This window comes from Pseudomonas sp. JUb52, from assembly GCF_004341115.1.
Taxonomy (GTDB): Bacteria; Pseudomonadota; Gammaproteobacteria; order Pseudomonadales; family Pseudomonadaceae; genus Chryseomonas; species Chryseomonas oryzihabitans.
Genome location: NZ_SLYS01000011.1, coordinates 68,914 through 95,906, shown reverse-complemented (window position 1 = coordinate 95,906; position 26,993 = coordinate 68,914). Strand labels below are relative to the sequence as shown.

28 protein-coding genes are annotated in these 26,993 nt (G+C 68.6%); 4 read left to right on the top strand and 24 right to left on the bottom strand.

Annotation, left to right across the window (positions count from 1 at the left end; all coding sequences use genetic code 11):
• Window positions 1-9 precede the first annotated feature (9 nt).
• From EC839_RS18210 to EC839_RS18120, 19 genes are all read right to left on the bottom strand, one after another.
• On the bottom strand, window positions 10-1,242 hold the full coding sequence (locus EC839_RS18210; RefSeq protein ID WP_007161064.1) for a beta-ketoacyl-ACP synthase: 1,233 nt from the start codon (window positions 1,240-1,242) through the stop codon (window positions 10-12).
• Complete coding sequence (gene fabG / locus EC839_RS18205; protein ID WP_007161063.1) at window positions 1,242-1,979, bottom strand: 3-oxoacyl-ACP reductase FabG; 738 nt, start codon at window positions 1,977-1,979, stop codon at window positions 1,242-1,244. The genes EC839_RS18210 and fabG overlap by 1 nt, the downstream gene beginning before the upstream one ends.
• The gene (locus tag EC839_RS18200; protein WP_007161062.1) at window positions 1,976-2,425 is read right to left on the bottom strand and encodes a hotdog family protein; all 450 of its coding nucleotides are present in this window, start codon (window positions 2,423-2,425) and stop codon (window positions 1,976-1,978) included. The genes fabG and EC839_RS18200 overlap by 4 nt, the downstream gene beginning before the upstream one ends.
• Window positions 2,422-3,606, bottom strand: coding sequence for a beta-ketoacyl-[acyl-carrier-protein] synthase family protein (locus EC839_RS18195; protein ID WP_007161061.1), 1,185 nt, complete (start codon window positions 3,604-3,606; stop codon window positions 2,422-2,424). Before EC839_RS18195 ends, EC839_RS18200 begins: the two co-directional genes overlap by 4 nt.
• Window positions 3,603-4,103 carry a hypothetical protein gene (locus tag EC839_RS18190; RefSeq protein ID WP_007161060.1) on the bottom strand — a complete coding sequence of 167 codons (501 nt, stop codon included), beginning with the start codon at window positions 4,101-4,103 and terminating at the stop codon, window positions 3,603-3,605. Before EC839_RS18190 ends, EC839_RS18195 begins: the two co-directional genes overlap by 4 nt.
• Entirely contained in the window at window positions 4,100-5,347 is a 1,248-nt protein-coding gene (locus EC839_RS18185) for an NAD(P)/FAD-dependent oxidoreductase (protein WP_132832948.1), read from the bottom strand. The genes EC839_RS18190 and EC839_RS18185 overlap by 4 nt, the downstream gene beginning before the upstream one ends.
• On the bottom strand, window positions 5,340-7,664 hold the full coding sequence (locus tag EC839_RS18180) for an MMPL family transporter (RefSeq protein WP_007161058.1): 2,325 nt from the start codon (window positions 7,662-7,664) through the stop codon (window positions 5,340-5,342). Before EC839_RS18180 ends, EC839_RS18185 begins: the two co-directional genes overlap by 8 nt.
• Window positions 7,661-8,245, bottom strand: coding sequence for an outer membrane lipoprotein carrier protein LolA (locus EC839_RS18175; protein WP_007161057.1), 585 nt, complete (start codon window positions 8,243-8,245; stop codon window positions 7,661-7,663). Before EC839_RS18175 ends, EC839_RS18180 begins: the two co-directional genes overlap by 4 nt.
• Window positions 8,233-8,667 (bottom strand): thioesterase family protein, encoded by a 435-nt coding sequence (locus EC839_RS18170; RefSeq protein ID WP_007161056.1) that lies wholly within the window; start codon window positions 8,665-8,667, stop codon window positions 8,233-8,235. Before EC839_RS18170 ends, EC839_RS18175 begins: the two co-directional genes overlap by 13 nt.
• The gene (hutH, locus tag EC839_RS18165) at window positions 8,660-10,186 is read right to left on the bottom strand and encodes a histidine ammonia-lyase (protein WP_007161055.1); all 1,527 of its coding nucleotides are present in this window, start codon (window positions 10,184-10,186) and stop codon (window positions 8,660-8,662) included. The genes EC839_RS18170 and hutH overlap by 8 nt, the downstream gene beginning before the upstream one ends.
• Window positions 10,176-11,096: a glycosyl transferase gene (locus EC839_RS18160; protein WP_007161054.1), complete on the bottom strand. Its 921-nt coding sequence runs from the start codon at window positions 11,094-11,096 to the stop codon at window positions 10,176-10,178. The genes hutH and EC839_RS18160 overlap by 11 nt, the downstream gene beginning before the upstream one ends.
• The gene (locus EC839_RS18155) at window positions 11,093-11,830 is read right to left on the bottom strand and encodes a glycosyltransferase family 2 protein (RefSeq protein WP_007161053.1); all 738 of its coding nucleotides are present in this window, start codon (window positions 11,828-11,830) and stop codon (window positions 11,093-11,095) included. The genes EC839_RS18160 and EC839_RS18155 overlap by 4 nt, the downstream gene beginning before the upstream one ends.
• The gene (locus EC839_RS18150) at window positions 11,827-13,473 is read right to left on the bottom strand and encodes an AMP-binding protein (RefSeq protein WP_007161052.1); all 1,647 of its coding nucleotides are present in this window, start codon (window positions 13,471-13,473) and stop codon (window positions 11,827-11,829) included. The genes EC839_RS18155 and EC839_RS18150 overlap by 4 nt, the downstream gene beginning before the upstream one ends.
• Complete coding sequence (locus tag EC839_RS18145) at window positions 13,470-14,042, bottom strand: membrane protein (RefSeq protein WP_007161051.1); 573 nt, start codon at window positions 14,040-14,042, stop codon at window positions 13,470-13,472. The genes EC839_RS18150 and EC839_RS18145 overlap by 4 nt, the downstream gene beginning before the upstream one ends.
• 10 nt (window positions 14,043-14,052) lie before the next feature.
• Window positions 14,053-14,307 carry an acyl carrier protein gene (locus tag EC839_RS18140; RefSeq protein WP_007161050.1) on the bottom strand — a complete coding sequence of 85 codons (255 nt, stop codon included), beginning with the start codon at window positions 14,305-14,307 and terminating at the stop codon, window positions 14,053-14,055.
• Between the two features lie 10 nt (window positions 14,308-14,317).
• On the bottom strand, window positions 14,318-14,578 hold the full coding sequence (locus tag EC839_RS18135) for a phosphopantetheine-binding protein (protein WP_007161049.1): 261 nt from the start codon (window positions 14,576-14,578) through the stop codon (window positions 14,318-14,320).
• A complete protein-coding gene (locus tag EC839_RS18130; RefSeq protein ID WP_007161048.1) occupies window positions 14,571-15,338 on the bottom strand; it encodes a 1-acyl-sn-glycerol-3-phosphate acyltransferase in 768 nt (255 codons plus the stop codon). Before EC839_RS18130 ends, EC839_RS18135 begins: the two co-directional genes overlap by 8 nt.
• Window positions 15,335-16,057 carry a beta-ketoacyl synthase chain length factor gene (locus tag EC839_RS18125; protein WP_039975955.1) on the bottom strand — a complete coding sequence of 241 codons (723 nt, stop codon included), beginning with the start codon at window positions 16,055-16,057 and terminating at the stop codon, window positions 15,335-15,337. The genes EC839_RS18130 and EC839_RS18125 overlap by 4 nt, the downstream gene beginning before the upstream one ends.
• A 366-nt stretch (window positions 16,058-16,423) precedes the next feature.
• Window positions 16,424-17,659 (bottom strand): MFS transporter, encoded by a 1,236-nt coding sequence (locus EC839_RS18120; RefSeq protein ID WP_219860101.1) that lies wholly within the window; start codon window positions 17,657-17,659, stop codon window positions 16,424-16,426.
• Between the two features lie 149 nt (window positions 17,660-17,808).
• Between EC839_RS18120 and EC839_RS18115 the strand changes: the two genes are divergently transcribed.
• A complete protein-coding gene (locus tag EC839_RS18115; RefSeq protein ID WP_007161045.1) occupies window positions 17,809-18,699 on the top strand; it encodes a LysR substrate-binding domain-containing protein in 891 nt (296 codons plus the stop codon).
• A 30-nt stretch (window positions 18,700-18,729) separates the two neighbouring features.
• On the opposite strand, the gene EC839_RS18110 is transcribed toward EC839_RS18115, so the two are convergent.
• A complete protein-coding gene (locus tag EC839_RS18110; RefSeq protein WP_007161044.1) occupies window positions 18,730-19,137 on the bottom strand; it encodes a hypothetical protein in 408 nt (135 codons plus the stop codon).
• Between the two features lie 199 nt (window positions 19,138-19,336).
• Window positions 19,337-19,729 carry a globin domain-containing protein gene (locus EC839_RS18105; protein ID WP_007161043.1) on the bottom strand — a complete coding sequence of 131 codons (393 nt, stop codon included), beginning with the start codon at window positions 19,727-19,729 and terminating at the stop codon, window positions 19,337-19,339.
• Window positions 19,730-19,945: 216 nt separating this feature from the next.
• Between EC839_RS18105 and EC839_RS18100 the strand changes: the two genes are divergently transcribed.
• Together EC839_RS18100 and EC839_RS18095 are read left to right on the top strand one after the other, a co-directional pair.
• Window positions 19,946-20,638, top strand: a complete 693-nt coding sequence (locus EC839_RS18100; protein ID WP_007161042.1) for a bacteriorhodopsin — start codon at window positions 19,946-19,948, stop codon at window positions 20,636-20,638.
• Window positions 20,639-20,640: 2 nt separating this feature from the next.
• Window positions 20,641-21,492, top strand: a complete 852-nt coding sequence (locus EC839_RS18095) for a beta-carotene 15,15'-dioxygenase, Brp/Blh family (RefSeq protein ID WP_007161041.1) — start codon at window positions 20,641-20,643, stop codon at window positions 21,490-21,492.
• Here EC839_RS18095 and EC839_RS18090 read toward each other — a convergent pair.
• A complete protein-coding gene (locus tag EC839_RS18090) occupies window positions 21,466-21,945 on the bottom strand; it encodes an Lrp/AsnC family transcriptional regulator (RefSeq protein WP_007161040.1) in 480 nt (159 codons plus the stop codon). The genes EC839_RS18095 and EC839_RS18090 overlap by 27 nt on opposite strands.
• A 536-nt stretch (window positions 21,946-22,481) precedes the next feature.
• Window positions 22,482-23,933 carry a glycine betaine/L-proline transporter ProP gene (gene proP, locus EC839_RS18085; protein WP_007161039.1) on the bottom strand — a complete coding sequence of 484 codons (1,452 nt, stop codon included), beginning with the start codon at window positions 23,931-23,933 and terminating at the stop codon, window positions 22,482-22,484.
• Window positions 23,934-24,225: 292 nt separating this feature from the next.
• Between proP and EC839_RS18080 the strand changes: the two genes are divergently transcribed.
• Window positions 24,226-25,206 (top strand): DUF6515 family protein, encoded by a 981-nt coding sequence (locus EC839_RS18080; RefSeq protein ID WP_007161038.1) that lies wholly within the window; start codon window positions 24,226-24,228, stop codon window positions 25,204-25,206.
• Window positions 25,207-25,209: 3 nt separating this feature from the next.
• Here EC839_RS18080 and EC839_RS18075 read toward each other — a convergent pair whose 3' ends face one another.
• Window positions 25,210-25,893 (bottom strand): class I SAM-dependent methyltransferase, encoded by a 684-nt coding sequence (locus EC839_RS18075; RefSeq protein WP_007161037.1) that lies wholly within the window; start codon window positions 25,891-25,893, stop codon window positions 25,210-25,212.
• Window positions 25,894-26,993 lie beyond the last annotated feature (1,100 nt).

Below are 26,993 nucleotides of genomic sequence, written 5' to 3'. Positions count from 1 at the left end.
ATAGGGTCATCAGGACCAGCGGCGGAAGATCAGCGAGGTGTTCACCCCGCCAAAGGCGAAATTGTTGTTCATCACATGGTCGGTGCGCAGCGCGCGCGGCCCGCCGCGTAGATAGTCCAGTTCGCCGCACTGGGGATCCAGGTCGTCGAGGTTGAGGGTGGGCACGAACAGCTCCTCGTTCATCATGGCGATGCTGAACCAGGATTCCAGGGCGCCGCAGGCACCCAGGGTATGACCCAGGTAGCTCTTCTGCGAGCTGATGGGCATGCGGGCGCCGAACAGCGCCTGGGTGGCGCGGGTCTCGGCGATGTCGCCCTGTTCGGTGGCGGTGCCGTGGCCGTTGACGTAGCCGATGGCGTCCGGGGTCAGCCCGGCGTCTTCCAGGGCCAGCTCCATGGCGCGCTGCATGGTGGCCTGCTCGGGACGGGTGGAGTGCTGGCCATCGGCGTTGCTGCCGAAGCCGACGATCTCGGCGTGGATACGCGCACCTCGCGCCTGGGCGTGTTCCAGTTCTTCCAGTACCAGGATGCCGGCGCCTTCGCCGATCACCAGGCCGTCGCGACTGCGGTCGTAGGGACGCGGCGAGGTCTGGGGCGCGTCGTTGCGCAGGCTGGTGGCATAGAGGGTGTCGAAGACCATGGCCTCGCTGGGACATAGTTCTTCGGCGCCGCCGGCCAGCATCAGCGGCAGGCGCCCGAACTTGATGGCCTCGTAGGCGTAGCCGATGCCCTGGCTGCCGCTGGTGCAGGCGCTGGAAGTGGGGATCAGCCGACCCTTGAGACCAAAGAACAGACTCAGGTTGGCGGCCGCCGTGTGCGGCATCATGCGCACATAGGTGTTGGCATTGAGGCCCACCGCGGCGTCGCTGAGCAGCATGTTGGCCAGCGCCTTGATGTCGTCGGTGCTGCCGGTGGAGGAGCCGCAGGCCACGCCCATACGGCCGTCGGTGATGCGTGGGTCATCCAGCAGCCCGGCATCGGTCAGCGCGCGCTCGCCGGCGGCCACCGCCAGCTGGGACACCCGCCCCATGCTGCGCAACTGCTTGCGGGTCCAGTGGCCGGGTACCTGGAAGTCGACGATGGGGCCGCCCAGACGGGTGTTCATCTCGGTGTAGCGGTCCCAGGCGTCCATGCGGCGGATGCCGCTGTGGCCGGCGAGAAAATGGTCGCGGATGGTCGGCCAGTCACTGCCCAGGGCGGTGACGCCGGCCATCCCGGTGATCACGACGCGGCGCGCGCTCATCAGCACAGTCCTCCGTTGACCGCCAGCACCTGGCGGGTGATGTAGCCGGCCTCGGGGGCGAGCAGGAAGGCCACGGCGTGGGCCACCTCCTCGGGGGTGCCCATGCGCCCGGCCGGGATCATCTCGAGGATCTTCTCCACGGGGACGTGCTCGTCGAGGATCTCGGTGTCGATCAGCCCCGGGGCCACGCAGTTGACGGTGATCTTGCGCTTGGCCAGCTCCACGGCCAGGGCCTTGGCGGCGCCGATCAGGCCGGCCTTGGAGGCGCTGTAGTTGACCTGGCCGCGATTGCCGATCAGCCCGGAGACCGAGGTGATGCAGACGATGCGCCCCGGCGCGCGGCGGCGGATCATCGGCATGACCACCGGGTGCAGCACGTTGTAGAAGCCGTCGAGGTTGGTGCGCAGGACCACATCCCAGTCCTCGCCGGTCAGCGCCGGAAAGGCGCCGTCGCGGGTCAGGCCGGCGTTGCAGACCACCCCGTAGTAGCCGCCGTGGGCCTCGGTGTCGGCCTCCAGGATGGCGGCGCAGGCGGCGCGGTCGCCGACGTCGAATTGCAGCACCCGGGCGCTGCGACCCAGGGCCTCGACCTCGGCGCGCACGGCCTCGGCTTCCTCGCGGCGGCTGCGGCAGTGCAGCACCAGGTCATGGCCGGCGGCGGCCAGGCGCAGGGCGATGGCGCGGCCCAGGCCGCGGCTGGAACCGGTCACCAGGACCGGAGCGGGGGCGACGCTCATGGCGCGGGCTCCTCTAGGTACAGATCCACCTGGGGTGGACGGTAGACGTTCAGGCGGGCGCTGGCCTGGCAGCCAGGGCCCTGCAGGTGGCAGTCGAAGATGGCCATGCCATCGTCGTTTTCCAGCGCCGGCTGGGCGCGGATGCGCAATTCGCCACCGGCGGGAAAGGCCGGCACGTCGCAGGCGAACTGGCGGGTGCCGAGCAGAAAGCCCAGGGCCGGGGCCTCGCCGCGACGGCGCGCCTGGCAGCCGGCGAAGGCGGCCACGCTCTGCGCCATCAGCTCCACCCCGATCCAGGCCGGCAGGGCGCCCGCGGCATCGGTGAAGAGGCCGGGCCTGACCACCAGGCGGGTCTCGATGCCGCTCTCGTCGCACGCGAGGATCTCGTCGATCAGCAGCATGTCGCCGGCGTGGGGCACCAGCTCGGCGAGGGTCCAGGGGATCATGGCGTGGCTCCGAGGATGAGGCTGACGTTGCTGCCGCCAAAGGCGAAGCTGTTGCTCATGGCGTGGCGGCGACCGTCCAGCCGGCTGTCGGCATCCGTCAACGCCAGCCGTGGCAGGGCCGGATCGGCCTGGCCGTCCCAGCGCTGCGGCGGCAACTGGCCGGCGGGATTGAGCCGCGGGTCCAGGGTCAGCCAGGCGAAGGCGGCTTCCAGGGCGCCGGCGGCGCCGAGGGTATGGCCGGTCAGCGGCTTGGTGGAGGAGCAGGGCACCCCGGCCGGAAACACCTGGTAGGTGGCCTGGCTTTCCATGGCGTCGTTGTGCGGCGTGGCGGTGCCGTGCAGGTTGAGATAGCCGATGTCCTTCGGTTGCAGGCCGCTGGCGCGCAGGGCCGCCTGCATGGCCTGGACGGCGCCGCGCCCACTGGGATCGGGGGCGGAGATATGGTGGGCATCGGAACTGGCGCCGCCGCCGAGCAGGGCGATGGGGCCGGGTTCGCGGGTCAGCAGGAACAGCGCCGCCCCCTCGCCGATGTTGATGCCGCAGCGATTGACCGAGAAGGGATTGCACAGCGATTCGCTGACCGCTTCCAAGGCGGCGAAGCCGTTCAGGGTCAGGCCGCAGAGGCTGTCGACACCGCCGCAGAGCACGGCGTCGCAATGGCCCTGGACCAGCAGCCGCCGGGCGCTGAGCAGGGCGCGGGCGCTGCTGGTGCAGGCGGTGGAAAGGCCGTAGCAGGGGCCGCTCAGGCCCAGGTAGCGGGCGAGGAAGTCCGCCGGCGCCACCAGTTCCTGCTGGGCGTATTCATAGCCCTCGGGCAACTGGCCGCTGCGCTGGTGCACGGCGATGCCCAGGCTGGCCTCGTGGATGCCCGAGGTGCTGGTGCCCAGCACCACGCCGATACGCGCCGGGCCGTGGCGCTCGATGGCCTGGCGCACCTGGGGTTCGATCTCGGTCAGGGCCGCCAGCAGCAGCTGGTTGTTGCGACTGAAATAGGGTGTCCAGGCCGCTGGCCAGGCCGGCAGCGCGGCGGTGACGGTACCCACCGGCGGCTGGCGCTCGGGAATCCAGCCCGGGGTGGGCTGCATGCCGGCCGTATCACCGGCGAACAGGCCACGGGCCACCTCGACCTTGCCCTGGCCCAGGGCGCAAAGCAGACCCAGGGCATTCAGGTAGGCGCTCAAGGCGCGGACTCCGGCAAGAGCGTCAGGTGATAGCTGGACCCATCCGGCGCCTCCAGCTCCAGGCGGTCGGCGGCGGGATAGCGCACCTGCCAGTCCTTGAGGGTGCGGCTGCCGTCGGCGGCCCTCTGCCAGTCGCCCGCGGCATAGGCCCGTGGCAACTGGTCGGTCGGGGTCAGGGCGAACAGCAGCACGCTGAAGAAGGTGCGCGCCCGGGGATTGGGCGGCAAGAGGCCGTCGGCGTGCCAGGCGCCGTCGGTCAGTTGCTGGCGCGCCTGGGGCACGCCAAGGGGATCGAACAGCGAAAAGCGCAGGGCGGCGCCTTCCGGTTGGATGGCCAGCAACAGGGCGTCGCTGCCCTCGGCGGTCTGGCGTTCCACCTGGTAGACCAGGGCACGCGCCAGCGGCGGCGGACTGCTGGGCAGCGGCGGCTGGCTGGCGCAGGCGGCGAGCAGCAGCAGGCAGGCCAGCGCGAAGACGAACGGACGGGGCAGGGTCATGCAGGATGGGCCGAATTCAGCTGACAGAGCTCGACGAGCAGGCGCAGGCGCCGCCGGGGCTCCTTGACGAAGGGGTTGCGAACGTCCCAGGCGTAGCCGGCGAGAATGGCGCAGATCATGCGCTTGATCTCGGGATCGGCGTGTTCGAAATAGATGACGTCCTGGAAGCTGCCATCGTACCAGCCCTCCACATAGGCACGGAACGTATCGACGCCTGCCTTGAGCGGCCGGGCGAATTCGGCCTCCCAGTCCACCGACTCGCCGCGCAGCTGGCGATCCACCAGCGGTGCGGCCAGACTGGCCGAACGCAGGGCGATGGTGACGCCCGAGGAAAACACCGGATCGAGAAACTCGGCGGCGTTGCCCAGCAGGGCGAAGCCGGGGCCGTGCAGGCGCTTGACGTTGGCGGCGTAGCCACCCAGTTCGCGCACCGGCGTATCCCAGACCGCATTGTGCAGCACCCGGGCCAGGCTCGGGGTCTCGGCCACCCAGTCGCGCAGACAGGTGGCGAGATCGGCGGCGCGTCCGGCATAGCGCTCGGCGGCGGCGACCACCCCGATGGAGGTGCGGCCGTCGCTGAAGGGAATGGTCCAGAACCAGACGTCGCGCAGGGTCGGGTGGGTGGTGATGAGGATGCGCTGGCGGTCGAAGCCGGGATCGTCAATGCGATCCTCGACATGGGTGAAAAGGGCGCGGCGCACGGGGAAGTCCGAAGGCGCCTCCAGATCCAGCAGGCGGGGCAGCACGCGGCCGTAGCCGCTGGCGTCGAGCAGGAAGTCGGTGGTCAGCGCATAGGCCTGGCCGTCGTCGCCCTGCACCTCGAGCCGGGTCCTTTCGCCGTCTTCACCCAGGGTCACGGCGGTGACGCGCTGGCCGTAGCGGATCGTAACCCCCTGGCGCGCGGCGTCGTCGGCGAGGATCTTGTCGAAGGGGCCGCGCTGCACCTGGAAGGTGCTGCGGCCACCACTATAGGTGTCGCGGAAGTCGAAGTCGGTGTAGCGCTCGCCCCAGGCGAAGGCCGCGCTGAGCTTGGTCTGGAAGCCGGCGGCTTCGACCGCGGGCAGCATCCCGGCTTCCTCGACGAAGTCCAGGCTGTGGGAGAGCAGGCTCTCGCCGATGGAAAAGCGCGGAAAGTGCTGGGCTTCCAGCACCAGCACCGGATGGCCGCGACGCTTGAGCAGGGCGGCGACCACGGCGCCCGCCGGGCCGGCACCGATGACGATCAGGGGATGATGTTCAACCATGACGAAGGTCCTTTTCGTGGGAGACGGGGGGCGAGGCCCAGGGCGCCAGCAGAAAGCTGAACACCAGGCCCAGGCTGATGGCCAGGCCGAAGTTGGCGATGGCCGGGGTGCTGCTGAGCATCAGCAGGCCAAAGGACAGCCAGCTGCCGACGCCGGACAGCAGGCCGCCGAGCAGACTGACCGCCGCACCGCCGATGGCCTCGTGCATGAGGATGGCGTAATCCACGCCGATGGCGGTGATGAGCAGCAGGGCGAAGAGGCTGAACAGGGTCAGCGGCTGACCCAGCCAGCCCAGGCAGGCCAGGGCCGCCAGGGCCGCCAGCAGCGGCAGGCAGACGATGCGCAGCGCCGCGCGGCGGCCAAAGGCCCAGAGCAGCAGGAGAAAGATGGCGCCCGAGGCCAGCAGCTTGAGTTCCACCGCCAGGCGCTGGGTGTGGATGAATAGTCCGCGCAATTCGCCCAGGCGATCCACCAATTGCACGCCGGGCAGGCCCGCAGCCACTGTCTGTAGTACCTGGGCATTGCCCAGGCCTTGCAGGCTGACCAGGCCGGCCGCGCCGCCCTCGGTCGTGCGGCCCAACCAGAGCGGTCGCCAGGGTTCGCCCAGGGGGGCGGCCAGGGCCTGGTCCAGGTTCAGGTCGGGCAGCTGCTGCAGTTGCTTGAGCTCGGCCTCCAGCGCCTCCGCCGGGATACCCACGGCCAGCAGCGGTTGCAGGCGTTCGCCCCAACCGGCCAGGGCCTGGCGCAATTCGGCCTGGGCCGCGGCGGGAGCGAGCAGACCGCTGAGGGCGCGATAGCCCTGCAGCTGGCCGGCGCTGACCAGGGCGTCGAGGCGCTGGCCCAGGGCGGTCTGGCGCTCCAGCACCTGGTCGGCATCGGCGCCACGCACCAGGAAGAACTGGCTGGTGGGTTGCAGGCCGGTGAGGCGGGCGATGGCCTGGGCTTCGCGGGTCAGCGCCGGGTCCTGGCCGAGCCAGAGGCGCAGGTCGTTCTGCAGGTGCAGCTGCCAGACACCGGCGCCGCAAAAGGCCAGCAGGGCCAAGAGCAGCGGCAGGCTGCCGGTGCGCGCCAGCAGGCGCAGGCGCAGATCGAGCAGGCGTTGCATGACGCGCAGGGGCGCAGCGGGCGGCGCCAGGTCCAGGCGCTGCCACCAGGCCGGCAAGAGGCAGACGGTGGTGAGGTAGGCGCCGATCAGGCCGGCGGCGGAAAACACCGCCACCTGGGTCAGCGCCGGAAAGGGCGTGCAGGCCAGCGCCAGATAACCGAGCAGGTTGGTGGCCAGGCTGAGGGACAGACCGGGCAGGGTCTCGCGCAGGATGGCCGTGGCGTCCCAGGGACCGCCCTTCCAGCTCTTGCTCAGATAGTGCAGCGGATAATCGGCGGCCACCCCGGTTAGGCTGGCGCCCAGGATCAGGGTGAGGGCGTTGATCTGGCCGAACAGCAGCACGCAGGCGGCGCTGCCGGCCAAGAGGGCCACGCCCACCGCCAAGAGGCTGAGCAGCACCCGCCAGCGGCGGAACAGCCCCAGCAGCAGGGCCAGGGTACCGAAGGTGGCGAGGCCACCGATCAGCGACATCTCGCGACTGGCGGTGGCCTGGCCGGCGGCGGCGTATCTCAGGCCGCTGGCGGCCAGCAACTGACCGCCGTCGGCCACCACCTGGCGGCGGGCGGCCTCGATCAGGGCTTCCACCTGCGGCGGGGCATCGAAGTCGAAGGCATCGGCGCGGGTGCGGGCACGGATCAGCGCCCAGCTCAGGCCGTCGCCCTGGGTCAGCAGCAGGCCGCTGCCAGCATCGAATTGCACCTTGCTGGCCGGGGTGAGCTGGCGCTGCACCAGCAGGCCGAGGCCGAACCAGTCCTGCTCCAGTGGCAGGGCGCCGGCGCCAGCGAAGGGATCGAAGAGGGCCGCGGCGCGGGCTTGCAGATAGGCGTCGGGCGTCTTGATCAACTCGTCGCGCGTTGGCCCCGGTGCCAGCGCCAGGCGACTGGCCAGGAGTTGCTGGCGCAGGCCGGGCAGGTCAGGGGTGAGTTGCCACTGCACCCTTTCGAACAGCGGCTCCCGCGACCAGGCCTGGCCCAGGCGCTCGGCCAGGGCCGGCAGTCGCTCGCGCTGGGGATGGCCCACCAGCAGCAGCACCTCGCGATTGAGCGGCTCGGCCATGCGCGCCTCGGCCTGCAGGGTCAGGGCATCACCGGCGCCCTGGGGCAGCAGCGCCAGCAGATCGGCGGCCACCGGCGGACCGTGCCGCCACTGCCAGGCGCTGAGCGCCAGCAGGGCGAAGAGGAATAGCAGGAAGGGGCGCTGCAGGCGGATCACTGGAAGGCCGCGCGCTGGTCGGCGGAGAGGGCGTCGCGAGCCTGGCCGTCGAGCCTGAGTAGGCTGCGATCGCCCTGGGTCTCGCGGATCTCCACCTGCTCCACCAGCTCACCACCCTGGATGAGGATGCCGTCGAACACCTGCTTGAGCAGGGCGCCGCGCGGGGTCAGGCGCAGTTGCCAGTGGCGGGCGTCACCGCTCAGGGCCAGTTCGAAGTCGCGCTCCAGGCCGCTGCGATCGCCGCCGAGCACGGCGAGGAACAGCGCACTCTGGCGCGCGGCCAGGTCGCTGCCGGGCAGCGGCGTCCAGCCGGCGGGGGTCTCTTTGGCGATGGCACCAGGGGTGATGCGATAGGTCTGGGTCAGCGGCTTTTCCAGCCGCCAGAGCAGGCCCAGGCCGCGGGCCAGGGTGAAGTGGCCGCTGCTGGTGAGCGGCTGCGGCAGGGCGCGCAGATAGCGTTGCTGGACGAAGCTGCCCGCGACCGCGGCCGGACGCGCCAGCTGGGTGGCCAGGTCGTCGAGATCGAAGGCCTGGGCCAGGGGGGCGGCGAGGATGAGCAGCAGAGCGATCAGCTTGCGCATGCCAGGGCCCTCTCCACGGCGTCGATGAAGACCCTGGGCGAAGCCAGCTGCATTTCGCGGCTGGCCATGTCCACGGCCACCTGCACGGTGCTGGCGCGGGTCAGGCGCTCGCCGGTGGCGGCATCGCTGATCAGGTAGTTGAGCTTGAGGCGGTTCTCCCACTCCACCAGATCGGCCTTTACCCGCACGCGCTGCTGGAACAGCAGGGGACGGATGTAGCGGATCTGCAGGTCGATCACCGGCCAGCCATAGCCGGATTCGCGCATCTGCAGGTAGTTGTGGCCCAGGCGGTCGAGCAGGGCGCAGCGCGCCACTTCCAGGTATTTGACGTAATGGCCGTGCCAGGCGATTTCCATCATGTCGACGTCGAAGAAGGGGATCTGCATCTCCACCTCGACCTGCAGGGCACCGGTCTTACGCATAGAGCCTCCAGTGGCGGGCGCGGATCAGGGTCAGGGTCTGGCGCAATTCGGCCTCCAGGGCGCGGTCTTCGATCAGCGGCGCAAAGGTCTCGCCCAGGTCGCGGTGCATGGCGGCCAGCGGTGCGGGCGGCTCCACGCCCTGCTGGCGCCTGAGCCAGATGCCCTGCTGGGCAGCCAGCAGGGTGGCGGCGGCCACCTGCTCGGTGAGCTCCAGTACGCGCAGGGCATCGCGGGCGGCGATGGTGCCCATGCTGACCTTGTCCTGGTTGTGGCATTCGGTGGAGCGGGAAAAGACGCTGGCCGGCAGGGTGCCCTTGAGCGCCTCGGCGGTCCAGGCGCTGGCGCCGATCTGCACCGCCTTGAAGCCGTGGTTGAGCATGGCGCGTTCGGCCGGTGCGCCGGAGAGATTGCCCGGCAGGCCGTGGTTGTAGCGCGCGTCCACCAGCAGGGCGAGCTGGCGGTCGAGCAGGTCGGCGACGTTGGCCACCAGGGTCTTGAGGCTGTCCATGGCGCAGGCGATGTGGCCGCCATAGAAGTGGCCGCCGTGCAGCACCCGCTCGTCCTCGGCGTCGATCAGCGGATTGTCGTTGGCGCTGTTGAGTTCGGTCTCGATGAACTGGCGCAGCCAGGGCAGGCTGTCGGCCAGCACCCCCAGCACATGGGGCGCGCAGCGCAGCGAATACCTGTCCTGCAGGCGGTGCAGCGGCGCGGCCGGGCCTTCGGCGGCCAGGTCCGCGCGCAGCCAGGCGGCGACCTGGCCCTGGCCCGGATGGGGCTTGGCGGCAAACAGGCGCTGGTCGAAGTGCTCGGGATTGCCGGCCAGGGCCACCACGTTGAGGGCAGTGATGCGGGTCGCCAGGCGCAGCAGGTACTCGGCGCGGGCGAAGGCCAGGCAGGCCAGGCCGGTCATCACCGCGGTGCCGTTCATCAAGGCCAGGGCTTCCTTGGGCCTGAGCACCAGGGGCGTCCAGCCCAGTTCGGCGTGGACCTCGGCGGCTTCCCGCACCTCGTTGCGCCAGAGCACCTGGCGCTCGCCGCAGAGGGCGGCGGCGACATAGGACAGCGGGGTGAGATCGCCACTGGCGCCCACCGAACCCTCCTCGGGGATCAGCGGCAGGATGTCTTCGCGCAAGAAGGCGGTGAGGCGTTCGAGCAATTCGACGCGTACCCCGGAAACCCCCTGGCACAGCGACTGCAGCCGCGCCGCCAGCACCGCGCGGGTCGCCGTCGGGTCCAGGTGACGACCCAGGCCGCAGCCGTGGAAGGTATAGAGCTGGCGTGGCAGGGCCTCCACCTGGGCCAGGGGCACGGCGACCACGCAGGAGTCGCCATAGCCGGTGGTGATGCCGTAGACCGAGCCCTCGCGGGCCAGCAGCGACTCGACGAAGCGCGCGCCGCGGGCGATGCCGTCGCGAAAGGCCGCGTCGTCCTGCAGGTCGGCCCGGGCCCGGCCCTCGGCCAGGGCGACCAGCTCTTCGAGGGCGAGGGCCTGGCTACCAAAGCGAACACTAGCGTTCATCGCGACTCCAGAAGGGATAGAAGTTGAACCACTGCCGCGGCGCCTTGAGGCAATGGGCGGCGAGGCGCTCGGCATAGGCCTGGGCCAGGCCCTGGATGCCGGCGGCGCGCTCCTGGCGGCGCCAGCTTGGCGCCGGGGCGAAGTCTTCCAGGTAGAGGTGGTAGCCGTCGGCTTCGCGCAGGCAGAACAGCAGGTTGGTCGGGCAGCGCAGCAGGTGCGCCAGCAGCCAGGGTCCCTGGGGAAAGGGCGCCGGGGCGCCGAGAAAATCCACCGCCACGGTGCGCCCGCCATGCAGCGGCACCCTGTCGCCGGCGATGGCCAGCCATTCGCCGCGCTCCAGGCGCTCGCTCAGCTGCAGCATCACCGCCGGGTCCAGTTCGCTGACCTGGATCAGCCGCAGGTCGCTGGCGCCGGCTTCTTCCAGCAGGCGATTGAAGGCCTCGGCGTGGCGGGTGTGCACCAGCACGTTGAGGCGTACCCGTCGCCCCAGCTGGGCCAGGGCGCGACAGACTTCGAGGTTGCCCAGGTGGGCGGTGACCAGGATTTCGCCGCGCGGCCCGTGCATGCGGCTGTGCACCTGATCCGGGTCGTGCAGTTGCACCTGATCCAGACCGAGACGGCCGTTCCAGGCATCGAGCTTGTCCAGCAGGGCTTCGGCGAAGGCCATGAACTGGGCATAGCCGCTGCGCCAGCTGGGCTGCAGGTCGGGACGGCCGCTCCAGTCGGCCAGGTGCTGCTGGTACTCGCGGATGCCACGGCGGGCGCGGGCGCCGAACAGAAAGAAGTACAGCACGATCAACCGCAGCAGCGGGGCGATGGCGCGGCGGCCCAGGTGCCGCGCCAGCCAGGCGGTGAGGCGCATCAGCACGGGGCTGCCGCGCTCGCGCTGCTGCGCCCAGTGGCCGCTCATCCGCGCACCCGGCGCCAGAGCAGGCGCGGCGCGCGCAGCAGCATGCCGAAGAACAGCCGGGTGTGCATGCGCGAGATCAGCACGTTGTCCTGCCAGAGGCGAAAGTGCGAGCGGCCATCCAGCGGATAGTGCACCCGGGTCGGACGCCAGCGCATGGGCTGCTCGCGCCAGGCCAGACGCACCAGGATCTCCGGGTCGAAATCCATGCGCTTGCCCAGACCGCCGGCGCGGATCACCGCCAGGGTCGGTGCCAGCGGATAGACGCGAAAGCCGCACATGCTGTCGCGGATCTCCAGCGACAGGCTGTTGATCCAGACCCAGACATGGGTGAGGTAGCGGGCATAGAGCCGGCCCTTGGGCACCGAGTCGTCGAATTGCGGATAGCCGCAGATCAGCGCGTCTGGATAAGCCTGGGCCTCGGCGAGAAAGGCGGCCACGTCGGCCAGGTCGTGCTGGCCGTCGGCGTCCACCTGCAGCGCATGGCTGAAGCCCAGGCGCTGCGCCTCGGCGAGGCCGGCCATCACCGCGCCGCCCTTGCCTTGGTTGACCGGCAGGCGCAGCAGATGGATGTCGGGTTGCGTGGCCAGCTCGTCCATCACCTGGGCGCAGGCGTGGCTGGAGGCGTCGTCCACTAGCACGCAGGGCAGGGCGCGCTGGCGCAGCGCCTGGACCACCAACGGCAGAGCGTGCTCGTGGTCGAACACCGGGATCACCGCGCAGGCACGAAAGCTCATGGCTGCGCCTCCCGGAGCAGGATGCGCCCGGAGGAGCAGGCCGCCGTGCCCTGGCGAAAGGCGAAGTGCAACTTGCTGCGGCTGGCGTCGAAGTGGAAGGTCAGGGTCACCCGATCGCCGGGGCGCAGCAGTTGCTGGAATTTCAGCACCTCCATCCCGGCGAAGTCCGCCGGTAGATCCAGGTGCTGGCGCGCCAGGCGCTGGGCCCAGCCCACCTGGACCACTCCGGGCACCACTGGCGCCGTGGGGAAGTGGCCGGAAAAGAATGCCAGGTCCGGGGCGACTTCCAGCTCCAGGCGCCAGCCGTCTGCGGTCTGCTCGACGTTGAGGGGCTCGATCTCCACCGGCCGGGGCTGGGCCAGCAGCCGCTCCACCTCGGCCTGGGCCAGCTTGCCCTGGGCGCTGTAGGGCAGCGCCAGCAGCAGGCGCCAGCGGCGCGGCAGGGCGATGGCCTCGCAGTGGCCGGCCAGGTGCTCGCGCAGCTCGGCCACCAGGGCGCGGCGACCGCCGTTGCGCAGCTGGTGCAAACCCTGCTCGCTCAGGGCGACCAGGGCGCCGAGCAGGGCGCGACCCTGCTGCACTACGCCCAGGCGGACGTCGGCGATGGCGGGATGGCCGAGCAGCCGTGCTTCGAGGGCTGGCAGGGCGATGCGTTTTTCTTCCAGCTTGACGATTCGATCCAGGCGCCCGAGCAACTCGAAGCGGCCATCGCCCAGCAGACGCACGCCGTCCATGGTCTGCTCGCGCAGGCCCGGGGGCAGATAGGGCGAGGTCAGCCAGAGGGCGCCGTCCGCGTCCTGGCCCAGCTCGATAGCGGCGAAGGCCTGCCAGGGTTGCGGGCCTCTCCGCCAGGCGATGCCGCCGGTCTCGGAGCTGCCATAGACTTCTGTGGGATAACGACCGAAGCGTTGCTGACAGGCCTTGGCGGCCGCGCCTGGCAGCACGCCGCCAGAAGAGAATACCTGCACCACCTGGCCGAGGACGGCATCGTCGAGATTCTCGCCCAGGCGCTTGAGTAATGCCGGACTGCTGATCCACACCGCGCGCCGACCCTGGCGCGACAGGGCGGCGGTTTCGCGCTGCAATTCCTCGGTGAAGGGCAGCGCCTGGCGGGCGAAGGGCCGCCCGGCGCAGAGCGGCCAGAGCACCCGGAACAGCAGGCCGTAGATGTGCTGGGTGGAGACGCTGCCAAGGACGGTCGCCGCGCCAAGGGACGCGCCCCAGAGGCACTCCAGGGCGGCGACCTCGTTGGCCAGTTGGAATAACTGCTTGGCGATGAGTTTGGGTTCACCGCTGGAGCCCGAGGTGCTCAGGGTCAGCAGCGGCGCCTGCAGATCGACCCGGGCGGGCTTCAGGGGTTCGGCTGCGGTCCAGCCGTCGAGGTCGTCGAGCCAGGCATCGAGCGTCGGCGCCAGGCGCGCGCGGGTGGCGGGCTGGGCATCCGCCGGCAGGATCACCTCGACCCCGGCGCGCCAGGCGCCGAGCAGGGCGCAGGCCAGGTCTTCGGCATCGTCCAGGTGCAAGGCCAGGCGCTTGAGACCGGCGTTCTGGAAGGCGGCCGCCAGCTGCAGGGCGCGTTGCTTGAGCTCCAGGTCCAGCGGGCTCGCGGGCGCGAGCAATTCGGCGAGGGGGGTAAAGGTCATGGCAGCCTCCGCACGCGCTGGCGGACCAGCCATTCGCCGGCGAACAGCAGGCCCATCAGCCCATAGGCGATGACGCCGGTATAGAGCGTCCACCAGGCCAGCGGCGCCCACAGCGCCAGGCCGGCGGCGGTCAGCGCGTTGAACAGAAAGAACAGGCACCAGACCTGGGTCACCCGGCGGGTATAGCGCACCGCGCGCGGCGGCAGCTCGGGTTCGCGCAGCCGCGCCAGGCGCTCGATCAGCGGCTGGCCGCGCAGCAGGCTCAGGCCGAATACCGCCAGCAGGAAGAGGCTGAGCAGCACCGGATACCAGCGCAGCAGGACGGCGGCGTCGCTCAGGGCCAGCAGCAGGCAGAAGCCCAGGGCGACCAGGGCGGTGCCGCGCTGCAGGCCGTTGAGACCGGGTTGCAGCAGGCGCAGGCCCCAGAGGGCGCCGAGGCCGGCGGCGAAGAGGCGCGGCGAGAGGTGCTGCAGGCCGAAGTAGACGGCGAAGGGATAGGCCAGGCCGAGCAGGAGCAGCAGGGCACTGGCGACCAGGCCCAGGGGAGAGCGGGAAGGCAGGGCACTCATAAGCGGCGGATCAGGCGTCCGTCTGGCTGATGCGATGGACGGCCTCGACCACGTCACCCACGGTGCGCACCTGGCGGAATTGCTCGGCGGCGATCTTGTGGCCGGTCTGGCGCCGCAGGTGGTCGATCAGGTCGACGGCGTCGATGCTGTCGATCTCCAGGTCCTCGTAGAGGTTGGCCTCCAGGGTCACCCGCTCGGGCTCCAGCTCGAAGAGTTCGACCAGGGCGCTGCGCAGGGTCTCGAAGATGGCTTCACGGCTTTGCATGGCGATCTCCTCAGGCGGCGCGCTGGGCGGCGACAAAGGCCGCAAGGGCGTTGACGTTGGCGAAATGGGTGCGGGTGTCCTTGGCTTCGGCGTCGATGCGGATGCCGTAGCGCTTCTGGATCGCCAGGCCCAGCTCCAGGGCGTCCACCGAATCCAGGCCCAGGCCGTCGCCGAACAGGATCTGGTCGTCGCCGATGTCGTCGACGGTGACGTCCTCGAGGCCGAGTGCCTCGATGATCAGGCCTTTGAGCTCGAGATTGAGATCAGTCATGGTTGCCGGTTTCCTTCAGGTAGAGCTGGTGCAGCTGGTCGTTGAGTTCACGCGACGCCAGCGGCAATGGCCGCCCGGCGAAGGTGGAGGGATCGATGTCGGCACCGACGTCCAGCTGGAAGTCGAAGCGCCGGGAGGGAATGCGATACCAGGGCGTGGCCTTGGTCAGGGTGCTGGGCACCACACGGATGATCACCGGGGTGATGCAGCGGGCGCCGCGCAGGGCGATGGCGGCGGCGCCGCGGTGGAAGCGCGGCGGCTCGCCGGGGGTGGTGCGGGTGCCTTCGGGAAAGATGATCAGCGTCTGGCCGTCGCGCAGGGCGTCGGCGGCTTCGTCGAGCATCTCGGCGCTGCCGTTGTTGCTGATGTAGCCGGCGGCCTGGATCTGCCGCTTGAGATAGGGGTTCTGCCAGAGACCCTGCTTGACCACGCAATTGGCGTCCGGCACCAGGCCGATGAGCACCACCACGTCGATCAGCGAGGGGTGGTTGGCGATGATCAGCTGGCCCGGACGCCCCAGGCGCTCGCGGCCCTGGATGCGCAGATTCATCACCCGGGTCAGCACCATGAAGGCGACGAAGAAGCGGAACAGCCGGGCATTGGCCCGCCGCGCGCGCTGGCGGCGGCGCAGGGGATCGCCCGGCAGCGCCAGCAGCAGCGGCAGGATCAGCAGGCGAAAGACCAGGGCGCCGCAGCCGAACACCACGAAGTTGAGCCCCGTGGCCAGCAGGCGGTAGCCGTAGTCCAGGCGGCCGCTCATCCGCGGGCCCCCGCCCGCCAGTGCCAGGCGCGCCCGGCATAGGCGAGGTGCAGGGCGCCAGGCGCTTCCAGCAGGCGCAGCAACTCCAGGGCGTGGGGCCAGGCGCTGGTCGCGGCATCCGCCGGAGCCGGCGCACCGCTCAGGCCATGGCTGCCGCCCGGGGTCAGCAGCAGGCCCACGGCATAGGGAAAGGGGACGTCGTCGATCTGCGGCGCATAGAGCGTCGGCGGCGCCTCCTCGGCGATCACCACCAGCACCCCGCTGGCACCTTCGGCGAGCAGGGTGCAGGCCTCCAGCACGGCGTGTTCGAGGCCGTCGCGACCGGTGGCCAGGGCGTTCATCTCGCTGTGGTCGCCGCGCAGGATCGACCACTGGCCGATGATGGCGTTGTGCACCGAGAGGCTGAACTGGGTGGGCGAGAGCGGCTCGCCGCGGGCCAGTTCCTGAAGGATGGACAGGGTGCGCGGGGTCTCGCCGTGGCGCGAGGCGAAGATCAGCGGCAGCGGCTCGCCATGGGCGTCGGCCAGCGGCCAGGCCACCTGGAAGGTCATGCGCGCCAGCCGACTCAGGCGGCGGCGCTGCATGGCCGGCAGAAAGCTGGCATCGGGCTGGCTGCCGTCGTCCGCCGGACGCCAGGGCGCGGCGCACCACTGCCGCCAGGCGTCCTGGTCGCCAAGACCAGGTGCCCAGGCGCGCCAATCGCTAATCTGGAAGTGCATGTTCACAGCCGAATCTACCCCGGAGCCTTACGTGCTTGCCGTTTCATCTATCCCTGATGAGCAGGGTATTGCAGCGTTCGGCGCGCATTATCCAAGCGGCTCCCACCCTAGGCAAACATTTGTCTGAACTTTGCGAAGAGGTGACAGTCGCGCCGCCAAGCCAGAGACAGGCTAGCGTGGCGGGAGGTAGAGAGCCCCTTTTCAGGGCATGAAACGCCGCTCCGTGCGACGAGCGGCAGCGCCAACCCCGATTCGCGGGAGAGGGGTGAAGGTAAAGGCGAAGCTGTCGCTGAAGGTTATCGCGATCAGGGTCTTCTCGGCGGCTCCAGGGAATTTCCTCCTGCCTGAAGCCACCGCGGCCCGCGATCAGGCCGCCGGCAGCGGCTGCAATCGCGACAGCCGAATCGCCACGGCCAGGGCCGCCAGCAGCAGGGCGCCGATGAACAGGCCGACCCCGGTCCAGCCACCCAGGTGCCAGCAGAAGCCGCCCAGGGTCCCGGCCACGCTGGAACCGGCGTAGTAGCTGAACAGATAGAGCGACGACGCCTGGCCTCGCGCCTGGCGCGCCCGGCGGCCCACCCAACTGCTGGCCACCGAGTGGGCGCCGAAGAAGCCGAAGGTGAACAGCAGCATCCCCGGCAGCACCAGCCACAGCGGGGTGAACAGGGTCAGCAGCAGGCCGCCGAGCTTGAGCACGATGGCCGCGGCGAACACCTGTCGCCGACCGAAGCGATCGGCCAGGCTGCCGAACTTGGCCGAGCTGTAGATACCGGCCAGATAGACCAGCGAGAGGACGCCGATCCAGGCCTGGCTGAGATGATAGGGCTCGGCCAGCAGGCGATAGGCGATGTAGTTGAACAGGGTGACGAAGGCGCCCATCAGCAGGAAGGCCTCCAGGAACAGCCAGGGCAGGCCGGCGTCGCGAAAGTGCAGGGCATAGCCGGCGAGCAGGCTGCGCGGTCGTAGCGGCCGTGGCTGGAAGCGTTTCGACGCCGGCAGGCTGCGCTTGAACAGCAGCGCCGCCACCAGTGCCAGCACCCCCAGGGCGCCGAGGGCGATGCGCCAGGAGACGAAGTCCACCAGCACCCCGCTGATCACCCGGCCGGACATCCCGCCCAGGGCATTGCCACTGATATAGAGGCCCATGGCATAGCCCAGGTGCTCGGGATGCACTTCCTCGGCCAGGTAGGTCATGGCCACCGCCGCCACCCCGGCCAGCGATAGCCCGACCAGCGCACGGGTCACCAGGATGCCGTCCCAGGTGGGCACCAGGGCGCTGAGCAGGGTAAAGGCCCCAGCGGCGAACAGCGCATAGACCATCACCGACTTGCGCCCGATGGCATCGGAGATCGGCCCGGTCACCAGCAGGCCGCAGGCCATCAACCCGGTGGCCAAGGACAGCGACAGACTGCTGGCCGCGGCGGTGAGGCCGAAGGCCTGGGAAAAGATCGGCATCAGCGGCTGCACGCAATAGAGCAGGGCGAAGGTGGCGAAGCCGCCGCAGAACAGTGCCAGGGCGGTGCGCAGGAATTGCGGCGTGCCCTTCTCGATGAAGGCGTCCGGTTCGTGGTGGGCTTCGTTGGCGGCGGGCAGGGTGGTCAGGGTGGGGGCGGATGGCGTGGCGGACGACCGGGACGTGTTCACGGGTACCTCAGGGTATGTCTGATCTCACCACCCTAGGCTGGTCGCTGCCATATATCCAATATATTGTCCGTCTCGATTGATAGGTTTTACGACTCAATGGAAGACGTATGGAATTGCGCCACCTGAGGTACTTCGTGGCGGTGGCCGAAGAGCTGCACTTCGGCCGCGCCGCCGAGCGCCTGAACATCTCCCAGCCACCGCTCAGCCAACAGATCCAGGCCCTGGAGACCGAGCTGGGCACCCGCCTGCTGGAGCGCACCAATCGACGCGTCGCCCTGACCGAGGCCGGCCGGCTGTTTCTCGACGAGGCCCGGCAGATCCTCCTGGCCAGCGAACGCGCCGCCGAACGGGTCCGTCGCGCCGGCCGCGGCGAGACCGGGCAATTGCAGGTGGGCTTCAGCGCCTCCTCGCCCTTCGTCGCCACCATCCCCAAGACGCTGTTCGCCTACCGCCGCGCCTATCCCGAGGTGCGCCTGCAACTGCAGGAGATGAGCAGTCGCGAACAGATCGACGCCATGCTCGCCGGCAACCTGCAGATCGGCCTGATCCGCCCCATCGAGTTGCCCGACGCCCTGGTGGCGGTCGAACTCTTCCGCGAACCCCTGGTGGTCGCCCTGCGCCACGACCATCCCCTGGCCCAGCAGGGCAGCGGCCCGCTGCCCCTGGCCGCCCTCGCCGACGAGCCCTTCGTCTACTTCCCGCGCAGCTTTGGCACCGGCCTCTACCAGCAGCTCCACAGCCTCGCCGCCCGCGCCGGCTTCACCCCGCGCATCGTCCAGGAGGCCAGCGAGGTCCTCATCATCCTCGGCCTGGTCGCCGCCGGCCTCGGCGTTACCGTGCTACCCGCCACCTACCAGCGCACCCAGATGGAAGGGCTGGTGTATCGGGAATTGGATGATCCGGAGGCGACTTCGGCGGTGTGGTTGCTCAGGCGCCGGGACGAGGTGTCGCCGCAGGCGGAGGCGTTTGTGGGGTTGTTGATGAGCGCAGCGCAGTAGCGGCCTTGCCCGACCAGGCGCTTTGCTCCCCTAGTCCGGTGTCGAGTCGGCCGGCGTCTTGCGGCGCAGGCGATTGGCGGCACGGGCGTCTTCGCTCGAGGCGAAGAAGTCGAGTTTGACCAGTTGCGACACGATGGCGCCCTCGCTGCGCTGGACCTGTGCGGCGATACGGGCGACATCCAGTTGGGCCTCGTACCAGAGTTGCGCGAGCTGGGTGTCGTCTTCGGCTGTCCACCGGGCGCCCGCCTGGGCGGGTTTGTTGACCGTATCGGCGACCGCATCGGGATAAGCAGCAGGGATCGGCGGTAGCGGTTGCCAGCCGTCGGCGGCCTGAGAAGCCCACAACCACAGCGAACCGTCGTCGCAAAGGGCGAAAAGCCGGTTGGACGCCGATTCCGCATCGGCAGGCAGTACCTGAATCTGGATGATCTTGCGCACGGCTGGGCCTCCGGTTGCTGGTCAGGAGGGAAGGATAGAGCAGGAAGATTGCAGCGGTTCCTGGTGCCTTGTCCAAATTCAGACGCTTGGGTTTGCCTTCACCCCGGCCCTCTCCCTGAGGGAGAGGGGGTGTTTGGGGCGAGTACGGTGCAGGGGGGCGTAGGTTGAGCGCAGCGAAGCCCAGCAGGGCCCAGTCCGCTCAGTAGTAGCTGCGCATCACCGCGATCCCGGCCTCCAGCACGTCCCGCCATTCCTGGCGCAGCGCTGGAGAGAAGTCGGCATCGTGCTTGGCCAGGCTGGCGAGCAGGCAGTCGACCCAGAGGCCGTAGAGTTCGGCGTCGATGTCCAGCCGTGCGCGGCAATGGCTTTCGCCGAGATGGCGCAGCTTGGTGGCGGGCATGCCGCGGGCGACGAGGACCAGGTTCATGATGCCGTGGCGCAGCAGCAACTGCTGGGCAGCCATGTCGGTGTGGGCGAATTTCTCCCGCACCCGTGGCGAACTGGCCAGGAAGCGCTGGTAGAAGTCATCGAAGAAGGCGGGGCTGGCGCAGCAGCGTCCGTAGCTCAGCATCACGTTCTGGGCCGGCAGCATGGGGATTCCTGGGTCGGCACGAAACGGCGCAGCCTGCCCGAGCGCTGCTGAGGACATCTTGATCCCGATCAAGGGGGACACCGCATGACTCTCTGAAACATTTTGAACCAACTCACGCGGCGGCTTCTCTACCTTAAGCGCAGCGGTCGCCGAGAAACCCCTACTCCAGAGGGCCTGGCCCGTCAGTGCGCACCTATCGTCCCCTGGAGAAACCCCATGAGTCCCACCCTTCTGCTGATCGGCTTCGTCATCATGTCGCTCGCCTCCCTGGCCATCTATGCCAAGGGCGCCCACCGCGGTCCGCTGCGTGGCCATACCCTGGTTCATGCCGCCGTGCCCTTCATCGCCGCCACGGCCTATCTGGCCATGTACCTGGGGGTCGGCAACCTGATCAAGCCGGACGGCAGCATCACCTATGTCGCCCGCTACCTGGACTGGACCTTCACCACGCCGCTGCTGCTGGCCGGGGTGGTGAGCTCGGCCTACCTGGGTGCCCGCGAGCAGGAAGGCCAGGCCGGTTTCGTGGCCTCCATCGTGACTCTCGACGTGGTGATGATCGTGACCGGTCTGGTCGCGTCCCTGGCGCCCTACGGCACCATCAAGTGGGTGTTCTTCGCCTGGTCCTGCGCCGCCTTCGTCGGGGTGCTCTATCTGCTGTGGAAGCCGCTGGCGACCCTGGCCGGGCAGCATGCCGCCATTGGTGCGGCCTATCGCAAGAACGTCGGCTTTCTCAGTGTGCTCTGGCTGATCTATCCGGTGGTCTTCGCCGTGGGACCCGAGGGCGTCTGGGCGGTGAGTGACGCGGCCACGGTCTGGGTCTTCCTGATTCTCGATGTGCTGGCCAAGGTGGTCTACGCCTTCACCTCGGAGCGCAATCTCAAGGCGGCCCTGGCGCGGTCTGGCGTCTGAGCATGACGGCCATCGGGCGCGGCGGATGGCTGTTGCTGCCGGCCGCCGGGCTCGCCAGCCTGGCGGGTGGGGCAGGGCAGCTGGCCTTTGCGCTGCTGGTGGGCCTGGGGCTGGGGCTCCTGCATGGCGCCAGCGATCTGCGCCTGGTCGCTCCCGCACGGCGCCTCGCCTTTCTTGGCAGCTACCTGGCGACGGCCCTGACCTGCCTGCTCTGCTGGCAACTGGCGGGGACGCTGGCGCTGCCGCTGTTCCTGCTGTTGTCGATCTGGCATTTCGCCCATGAAGACGAACTCTTCGCCGATCGGCTGAGTGCGCTGGCGCTGGGACTGTTCATCGTGGGTGGTCCGGCTGTGCTGCATGAGACGGCCGTGGCCCGGCTATTGGCGCTGGCCATGGGGCCGGATGCCGCTCCGGCGTTGGCCGAGTGGCTGGCCAGGCTGCTGGTCCTGGCTGGGACCCTGGCACTGCCGGTGCTGCTGCTGGCCGCCTGGCAGCGCCGCCGTCCCTGGCTGGCGGCCATGCTGCTGGCCGTGGTGCTGGCGCCGCCTCTGGTCGGTTTCGCCCTGGGCTTCTACCTGCTGCACGCCGCACCCCAGACCGGGGTACGCCAGCGGCTGCTGGGGGCGCCTACCTTCACGGCCTATCTGCAGCTGACCTGGCCGATCCTGCTGGGCGCGGCCGTCTTCACCCTGGCCGGTGGCCTGGTCTTCGTGTTGCAGGAGCGCACCGGCATCCGGGCGCTGTTCGCCGTGCTGGCGGCCTTCGCCGTACCCCACATGCTGGTGCTGCCGCCCTTTCTCGCCCCGGGTGCCGAGGCCGCGCCGCGCTCAGGGCCGCAGATGGTTGAGCGGTAGTTCGGTGCTGGCCAGGATCTGGTTGAGCACGAAACTCGAGCGCACGCTGGAGACCCCCTCGATGCGCGTCAGGGTGCCCAGCAGCAGCTGCTGATAGTGCTCCATGTCGGGCACTACCACCTTGAGCTGATAATCCGCATCCATGCCGGTGACCAGGCAGCACTCCAGGACCTCGGGGCACTGGGCGATGATCCCCTGGAAGTTCTCGAAGCGCTCGGGGGTGTGCCTGTCCATGCCGATCAGCACGAAGGCGGTCAGCGACAGCCCGAGTTTCTTGCGATCGAGCAGGGCGACCTGGCGGGTGATGTAGCCACTGTCTTCCAGCTGCTTGACCCGTCGCGAGCAGGGCGAGGGCGACAGGCCGATGCGTTCGGCCAGTTCCTGGTTGGACAGACGCGCGTCGCGCTGCAGTTCTGCCAAGATTTTCAGATCGAAGCGATCGAGTTTGTCCATTTTGCATGCCTTACGCTAGCCGATTGCGCCTAATGCTAGGTTTATGGCCAGGGATTGCGCAAGAGGTAGGAAAGAAGCTGCACAACGCAACCCGCTGCTGGCAGCAGGGGCGTAAGCTGAACTCAACTTCGATAGCCCGGTAGAGCTGTCCAACGAAGGCGCCCCAGGAGGGCCTTTCGCATCGCCAACGACGGTATCCCGTCAGCCGCGCCCGGGCCCGCCCAGGTCACCATTCCTGGTCGATCGCAGCCACCGTCACGAGCGGTGCGAGAGGACAACGAATTCAAGGGGAGGCCGCAAGGTCTCCCCTTTTCTTTTGGGCGGAAGTTTTGGCGTTGGGCTCACCCTCACCCCGGCCCTCTCCCAGAGGGAGAGGGGGCGTTTGGGGAGAGATTAGGTGGGAAGAGCATCGCGGCCATGGCGGCCGCTGCTTTGGAGGCTATTCGATCGCGACCATGGGCCGCTCCTACAAAAGTCCATGCTTGTAGGAGCGGCCGCCTCGGCGGACCGCCATGGCCGCGAGCAGACCTTCAAGCTTACGCCTGCCCAGGCGGCTGCTTGTCCACGGTCAGGGGTGCGTCGCTGGCCAGGTATTCCTTGGCTTCCTCTTCGCTGGCCACCGAGGGCGGCGAGCCGCGCAGGGGTTTGCCGGCGGTTTCTCGCACGGTGAGCATGGTCAGGATGCCGATCACGGCCGCCGCCATCAGGTAGTAGGCCGGCACCAGGGGGTCGCCGGTCTTTTCCACCAGCCAGGCAGTGACCAGCGGGGTAGTGCCCCCGAACAGCGACACCGAGATGTTGAAGGCGATGGACAGAGCGCTGTAGCGGATCGGGGTGTAGAACAGTGCCGGCAGGGTGGAAGGCATGGTGCTGGTAAAGCAGGCCAGGGCCACGCCCAGGAGCATCAGGCCGAGGAAGATCAGCCAGTCGTGGCCGCTGCCGATCAGCTTGAGGCAGGGAATCGCCAGGACCAGGATCGCCAGACAGGCGCCGATGATCATCGGCTTGCGGCCCAGGCGGTCGCTGAAGAAGCCGCCGAGGATGTTGAGCGGCATCATCACCACCATGACGATGAGGATCAGCAGCAGCCCCTTGGTCTCGGCGTAGCCCATGGTCACGGCAAGGTAGCTGGGCATGTAGGTCAGCAGCATGTAGTCGGTGACGTTGAACACCAGCACCAGGCCGATGCACTTGAGCAGGGCGACGCGATGCAGGGTGAACAGCTCGCGCAGGCTGTGCGCCGGACCGTCCGCCGCCTTGCCTTCGTTGGCTTCGGTATGGGCCTTGAACGCCGGGGTCTCTTCCAGCTTGAGGCGCATATAGAGGCCGAGCAGGCCGAGCGGGCCGGCGATAAAGAAGGGTACGCGCCAGCCCCAGTCGAGCAGCTGTTCCTGGGTCAGGGCCGCGGTGAGCGCCGTCACCGTTCCCGCGCCGGCGATATAGCCAGCCAGGGTGCCGAATTCCAGCCAGCTGCCCATGCGTCCGCGGGTCTTGTCGGTGGCGTATTCGGCGATGAAGGTCGCCGCGCCGCCGTATTCACCCCCGGTGGAAAAGCCCTGCACCACGCGCGCCAGCAAAAGCAGGGCCGGTGCCCAGATGCCGATGCTCTGGTAGCTGGGGATCAGGCCGATGCTGAAGGTGCCCAGGGCCATCATGATCATGGTCAGGGCCAGCACCTTCTGGCGACCGTACTTGTCGCCCAGGGGGCCAAAGACCATGCCACCGATCGGGCGGACCAGGAAGGCCACGGTAAAGGTCGCGAAGGTGGCGATCAGCTGGGCGGCGGCATCGCCATCGGGAAAGAAGACCTTGCCCAGGGTCACGGCCAGGTAGCCGTAAACGCCGAAGTCGAACCATTCCATGGCGTTGCCGAGGGCGGCGGCGCCGACGGCACGCTTGACCAGAGAATTGTCGACGATGGTGAGGTCGTCCGGTTTTACCTCATGGCGGCGCTTGAACCAGCCAACGTGATGATGGTGTTTCGACATGTGTTTTCCTCCTTGCGTGGGGCCATAGACCCGAGCGGACCGCTAGAAGTGCGATGACAGAGGGGCAGAAACTTCCCCGCCGCCTCCAGGGAGCGACCCGGGAATGCCTGCACGGCCCTGGGAGATTCCAGGCCCGGGCGTCCGCTCCGCCTTTGCGGCCTGTGGCTTTTCCGGCTTGCCCTCGGCAGTCCGTGGCGGCCGTTCGATGGCAGAGGGGCGCGCGGCTAACGGCCAGGCTGGGGCAGGGTCCAAGCCTTGGGGTACTCTGGATCATCCCTCGTGGAGCCGTGCGATGAAATCGCCTGCCGTGCTGTGTGCGCTCGTCCTTTTCGGCGTTTCCCTGTGGAACGCCGCGCCCGCCTGGGCCGATAACAACTATCGCCTCGGCGGCGGCTACGTGACTCCGCCAGCCGGGGCCCAGCCGCCGCCGATCGCTCCTGCCGGCAATGCCGGGCGCTGGCAGGGCGGTGGCCAGGGTGACTGGAATGGTGGTCCGCCCGCGCGTGGCGACGGTCCTGGGCGCGGCAATGGTCCGGCGCTGGAGCGCTGGGAGCGCAACGACCCCACGCCACCGCGGCCGGGCTATCAGCCGGCCTGGCAGGATCGCCCCGTTCCCTTACCGCGCCCTGGCTATATGATGCCGGCGCCCGACCAACCGGGGCGGAACTACCCGCCGCCGCCGCCACCGCGTCCGGAGCGGGATCCCCAGTGGGCCGGTCCGCGTCCGGGCTGGGGCACCAATCCCCAGTGGCGTCCGGGCTTCGAGGTGCCGGGCGTGCCGGCCGGCTTTACCCGCGTCTGGTACCGCGACAGCCAGTACTACTATGCCGACGGCTACTGGTATCGACCCCAGGGGCCGCGCTATGTGGTGACCCTGCCACCGACCGGGGTACGGGTCAGCGTCCTGCCGGCCTTTGCCGAGACCCTGTGGATGGGCGGCACCACCTACTACTTCGCCGCGGGTAGCTACTACCGCACCGATCCGGGCGGCGGCTTCGTCACCGTCGCCGATCCCACCGTGGCGGCCGTGCCGGCCACGACGGCAGCGCCTGCCGGAAGGGACTACGACGCCTATGACGTCACCGCCTATCCTATGCAGGGGCAGTCGCCGCAGCGCTACGCCACGGATCGCTATGACTGCCGGCGCTACGCCGCCGGGGAGTCGGGCTTCGATCCCGAACGACCCGGCGCGGTCGGCGATCCCTACCTCACCCCACGCTTTCGCCAGGCGCTGGCGGACTGCCTGGCGGGACGTGGCTATCGCGTGGAGTAGCCATCAGTCGTTGGTCAGCTGCACCAGGGTGAACAGCCCGAAGGGCGGCACGCTGCTGCGACTGGCGCGGCGCAGGTCTTCGCGGGAGAGGATGGAGTCCATGGCGAAGTCCGGGTGCCAACCGAGCTTGCGCGAGGCCGGTGCCAAGGCCTTTTCCGCCAGCAGCCGCAGGCCGCTCTCGGCCTGGAAGTGATTGACCAGCAAGAGGTGACCTCCCGGCTTCACCACCCGGCGCATCTCCTGCATCAGCTTGCGCGGATTGGGCACCACGGAGGCCACGAACATGGCCACGGCGATATCGAAGGAGCCGGTGGGCAGGCCGGTTTCCTCGGCATTGGCTTCGAGCAGGGCATCCACCGTGGTGATGTCGTCGCGAATGACCCGCTCCCGGGCCTTGGCCAGCATGTCGGGCGAGAGATCGATCCCGGTGACGCGCTTGTCGGCGCCATAGTGGGGCAGGGCCAGCCCCGTCCCGACGCCCACTTCCAGCACCCGGGTACCCGCCAGGGCGTTGACCGCCGCTACCGCACGCTTGCGACCGGGGGCGGAAACGCCGCCGAACACCCGATCATAGACATTGGCCCAGCGCCGGTAGGCGGAAATGATGGCGGCATTGTCCAGCGCGGAGTGCGGTGCGGAAGTGTCGGCGGTATTCAGCGAATAATCGATTTTCTTCGAGTCGTGCATAGCGGCCTTGTCATTGTCGGTAGATGAAAGCAGAGGCGTTACGGCGCCAACTCGGCGCGGCGTTCGAGGGTGAAAAGTTGCGGCCTGTCGATGGAGGCAGGCGCTTCGCTATTTCGTCGTGCGGATTGGAAGTGGCTCTTTCGCTTTTTTATCCAGGAGCTGCAAGCGAGGCGTGACGGCTGCTCCAGATAGGATCTTTACTGTTTTAGAACAATCGCACGGTGTTTGGCTAGTTGTGTCGGGCGTTATCTGGCTTGAATGAGAAGTTGGTAGTTCTAATTGTTTTTGATTGTTCGTTCTTTCAATTTAAATATCAGTTTATTATTTGTTCGTTCAATTAATGAGGTGGATAGGCAGGGGTACGCTGCTCTGCAATCCTCCGGCCAGGAAAGCGGAGGCAGAGCGCAGAGAATCGGGAGCCAGGCGAGGGGAGCTAAAGACCGTTGCCATGATCAGCAGCCCCTCGGTTGCTTCCGCGAAAGCGTCTTGGCTTTGCTGGGCGCTGGCCGATAGACCCTGGCCCTCAGGTCTTTTGGAATAGGTCCTAATGCTTAGCTGGCACATTGATAGTCAGCTTTATTTGCATTCTGCAAGGCAATGCGCCACGCCGCAGCCTTCCGTTTCGTCTGTCCCGGTCCTGTCCAGTCATCCCGCCAGGATGGCCGAATATCCAGCTGTTGCTGATTTGCAGCCCGCCTGGGTGCAGCATTCCCACCATCCCGTTACCCATGAGGTCGAGCGAGCGTGCAGGAGGCTGCGGGCTTCACTTTTGCCTTATAGCTAAGGATCAGGTCGCTGCTGTACGGGGCTACACCGGAACGCTGTACCCACGGCTGGAGAGAAAATTCCTTCACGGCCAGAGCCAGTGAGTAGCTCTTGGAACTCGGATCGCATCGCCAATGGATGCTGCCTTCGCTACCCATCACGGGGCTGCTCGGCCTGGTGGTCAGGGCTGATACACGCCAAGGCGGCTACGCCGGCCATCATGGTTTCGGGGCCGACTATCCCGCGTCTGCTGACTTGCGTTGCCCATGGATTCAGCATGGTAGACACAGGTATCAGCGGAACACGTCCAGGCTTGTGACGCCGGGTCGATACGC